We start from the raw sequence: 3,216 nt of genomic DNA on the forward strand, positions 1-3,216 counted from the left end.
CTATCAGACTCTTTCGTGTCCGATTTCCTCGGTGCCTTTCCGGTTCCCGCTCCGGCCTTTCGGCTTTCGCGTTTCCCTTTCCGGCGGTTCCGACTTTATCAGAAGTTTTCGGCCGGTCTTACCGGCTTCAGATTCCGAATCATCGGGGGGTGGCTTCTCGATCAATGAAATTCAAGAAGCAGACAGACTTTAACTGCCGCCGCCGGACTTGTCCAGCTCTAGGCAACTGTTCGAATCTACCTCCCCGGTCCTTCCGTGTCAACGGTTTTTCCGGGGCGATGAGGAGACTAGCAGGTCAGGTGTGCCGTACGCACATCAAGCTGCGAGGGGGACGGAGGCGCTGCGTTCGTCCTGGTCCAAGTCGCCCGTCTCCCCCGCGCGGGCCGCCCTGCCGCCCAGCACATAGACGTACGCGAGGAATGCCAGTTCGGCGACGATTCCGATGGTGATGCGGGCCCAGGTCGGGAGGCCCGACGGGGTGACGAAGCCTTCGATGGCGCCGGAGACGAAGAGAACCAGGGCCAGACCTATGGCCATGCCGAGAGCTGCGCGGCCCTCCTCGGCCAGGGCGGTGCGACGCGTGCGGGGGCCCGGGTCGATGACGGTCCAGCCGAGGCGCAGGCCTGTGCCGGCGGCTACGAAGACCGCCGTCAGTTCGAGGAGGCCGTGCGGCAGGACGAGGCCGAGGAAGGTGTCGAGGCGGCCGGCCGAGGACATCAGGCCGATGCCCACACCGAGGTTGAGCATGTTCTGGAAGAGGATCCATAGGACCGGGAAGCAGAGGAAGGCTCCCAGGACCAGGCACATCGCGGCCGCCTGGGCGTTGTTCGTCCAGACCTGGGCGGCGAAGGAGGTCGCCGGGTGACTGGAGTAGTACGTCTCGTACTGGCCGCCGGGGCGGGTCATCTCCCGGAGCTCGCTGGGGGCGGCGATGGAGGATTGGACTTCGGGATGAGTGCCGATCCACCAGCCGATCACCGCTGCAAGGACCGTCGAGAGCAGCGCCGTGGGTATCCACCAGCGACGGGATCGGTAGACCGCTGCGGGGAAACCGTGGGTCAGGAAGCGGGTCACGTCCCGCCAGGAAGCACGGCGTGTGCCTGTCACGGCGCTACGCGCGCGTGCCACCAGATGGGTGAGGCGCCCGATGAGCTGCGGGTCGGGTGCCGTGGACTGGATCAGGGAGAGGTGGGTGGCCGTGCGTTGGTAGAGGGTGACCAGCTCGTCGGCCTCGGCTCCGGTGAGGCGGCGCTGGCGGCGCAGCAGGGCTTCCAGTCGGTCCCACTCGGCCCGGTGGGACGACACGAAGACATCGAGGTCCATCCGTTGACTGCTCCTCGTAGCTCCTCGTACTGCGGCGCGTGATTCATCAGCTTGGCAGACTGGCCAGTCCTACGGCAGTGCAGGGAAGGGGTGGCGGCGTGAGTGAGCTGGTGACGGGCGAGGCGGTGGCGCTGGAGCTGCGGCCCGCGAAGCTGCCCAGTCGGGTGCTTGCCGTGCTGATCGACCTGGTCGTGGCATGGGCGGTGTATCTGGGCGTGACCATCGGGTTCGTCGCCTCGACCTCCTCCTTGGACGATGCCGCGGCTGCCGCGGTCGCGGTGGCCAGCTTCGTGCTGATCCTGGTCGGTGGGCCCATCGCGGTGGAGACGCTCAGCCACGGGCGGTCGCTCGGGAAGCTGGCGTGCGGGTTGCGCGTGGTGCGGGACGACGGGGGGCCGATCCGGTTCCGGCACGCGCTGGTGCGGGGGGCCATCGGGGTCGTCGAGATCCTGCTGACGTTCGGGGTCGTCGCGTGCATCGCGTCGCTGGTGTCGGCGCGGGGGCGGCGGCTCGGGGATGTGTTCGCGGGGACGCTGGTCGTACGTGAGCGGGTGCCGGCGGGGCGCACGGCGTTCGTACCCCCGCCGCCGCCCTGGCTGGTGGGGCAGTTCTCCGGGCTGGATCTCTCCGGAGTGCCGGAGGGTCTGTGGCTCGCCATTCGGCAGTACCTGACGCGGATGCAGCAGCTGGATCCTCAGGTGGGCTGGGCGATGGCGGAGCGGCTCGCCGGGGATCTGGCGGAACGGACCGGCGCTCCGGCGCCGCACGGGGTGCCGCCCGCCGCGTACTTGGCGGCCGTGGTGCACGAACGGCAGACGCGGGATGCGCGACGGGCCGCTGGTGGGGTGAGCGGCCCTGGTGGTGTGGGGGGTTCTGGTGCCGTGGGCGGCGCTGGTGCTGCGGGTGGCGCTAGTGCTGGCGATGCGGCTGGCTCTGGCCACGCTGCCGGAGGCGGCGCTTATCCGTCCGCTTCTGCCCCGCCTCCCGTTGCTCCTGCTTCCGCTTCCGCTCCTGGTCCTGCTCCTGATGGGCAGGGGGCGGAGGCGTCTCGTCCGGTTACCGGGTTCCAGCCGCCTGCCTGATCGGTTTCAGGCGAAGGTCGACGGTGGGGTCTCGAGGTGCTCCAGCTCGATGCCGGGGGCCGCGAGCACGACGTCGCCGGTGATGTGGACGGCGTGCTGTTCGCCGGTGTCCAGGGCCGTGACCTGGTACTCGTCCACGATCAGCGGGCCGTTGTCAGTGGCGTGTGCTTCGCTTTTCAGCAAGGTCCAGGACTGGTCGAGGGTGCGGGGTGCCAGGACCGGATCGGTGAAGGCGACCAGGCGGACACGGGTCGCGGGGGAAGCGGGGGTCAGGCGCAGGAGCCGGGCCGTCGCGATGAGGAAGGCGGGGGATGTGCCGGTGAAGGCGTGGGCGGGGGCGTTGTCTTCGGTGGCGTGGGCGCCCGTGGGGTCGGTGCGGACCCAGGTGACGCCGTTGAGGGCGCCGGCGCGGACCTGCCAGTCGCCCGCGCGGAGTTCCAGGCGGATGGGGCGGCCGCGGTCGTCGAGTGCGAGGTCGACGGAGCCGGCGGGGGTGCCCGAGGTGGTGGTCCGTTGGGAGACGTAGCGCCAGCCGGAGGGGCCGGGCGCGCAGTGGAAGTGTTCTTCACCGAGGGGGGTGTGATCGTGCGGATCATGGAGCGAATATCGGCCGCGGGGCATGGGGTGGGTCCTGGTCCTCGGTCGGGTTTCTCAAAGGGGCAGGCCCCCGCCGCGGGGGCGAGGGCCTGCTGAAGTGGGGCTGACCGGTGGCCGGTCGGGGGTCAGTAGCGGTAGTGGTCGGGCTTGAAGGGGCCCTCGACCTCGACACCGATGTAGGCGGCCTGCTCCGGGCGCAGCGTGGTCAGCTTGA

At 69.6% G+C, this 3,216-nt stretch carries 4 protein-coding genes; 1 reads left to right on the forward strand and 3 read right to left on the reverse strand.

The genetic code is table 11. The features are described 5' to 3' along the window. Nucleotides 1-315: 315 nt before the first annotated feature. Nucleotides 316-1,323 (reverse strand): stage II sporulation protein M, encoded by a 1,008-nt coding sequence (locus ACH4D5_RS38805; RefSeq protein ID WP_398312974.1) that lies wholly within the window; start codon nucleotides 1,321-1,323, stop codon nucleotides 316-318. A 98-nt stretch (nucleotides 1,324-1,421) separates the two neighbouring features. Here ACH4D5_RS38805 and ACH4D5_RS38810 point away from each other — a divergent pair, with 98 nt between their 5' ends. Beyond that, complete coding sequence (locus ACH4D5_RS38810; protein WP_398312977.1) at nucleotides 1,422-2,405, forward strand: RDD family protein; 984 nt, start codon at nucleotides 1,422-1,424, stop codon at nucleotides 2,403-2,405. Between the two features lie 6 nt (nucleotides 2,406-2,411). Here the strand turns inward: ACH4D5_RS38810 and ACH4D5_RS38815 are convergent, their stop codons facing one another. Both ACH4D5_RS38815 and ACH4D5_RS38820 read right to left on the reverse strand, forming a co-directional pair. Then, complete coding sequence (locus ACH4D5_RS38815; RefSeq protein WP_398312980.1) at nucleotides 2,412-3,026, reverse strand: hypothetical protein; 615 nt, start codon at nucleotides 3,024-3,026, stop codon at nucleotides 2,412-2,414. Nucleotides 3,027-3,127: 101 nt separating this feature from the next. Continuing rightward, nucleotides 3,128-3,216 (reverse strand): adenosylhomocysteinase (locus ACH4D5_RS38820; protein WP_398312883.1); only part of this gene is annotated, 89 nt, incomplete at its 5' end.

The sequence above is a fragment of the Streptomyces sp. NPDC018029 genome, from assembly GCF_044327655.1.
GTDB lineage: Bacteria > Actinomycetota > Actinomycetes > Streptomycetales > Streptomycetaceae > Streptomyces.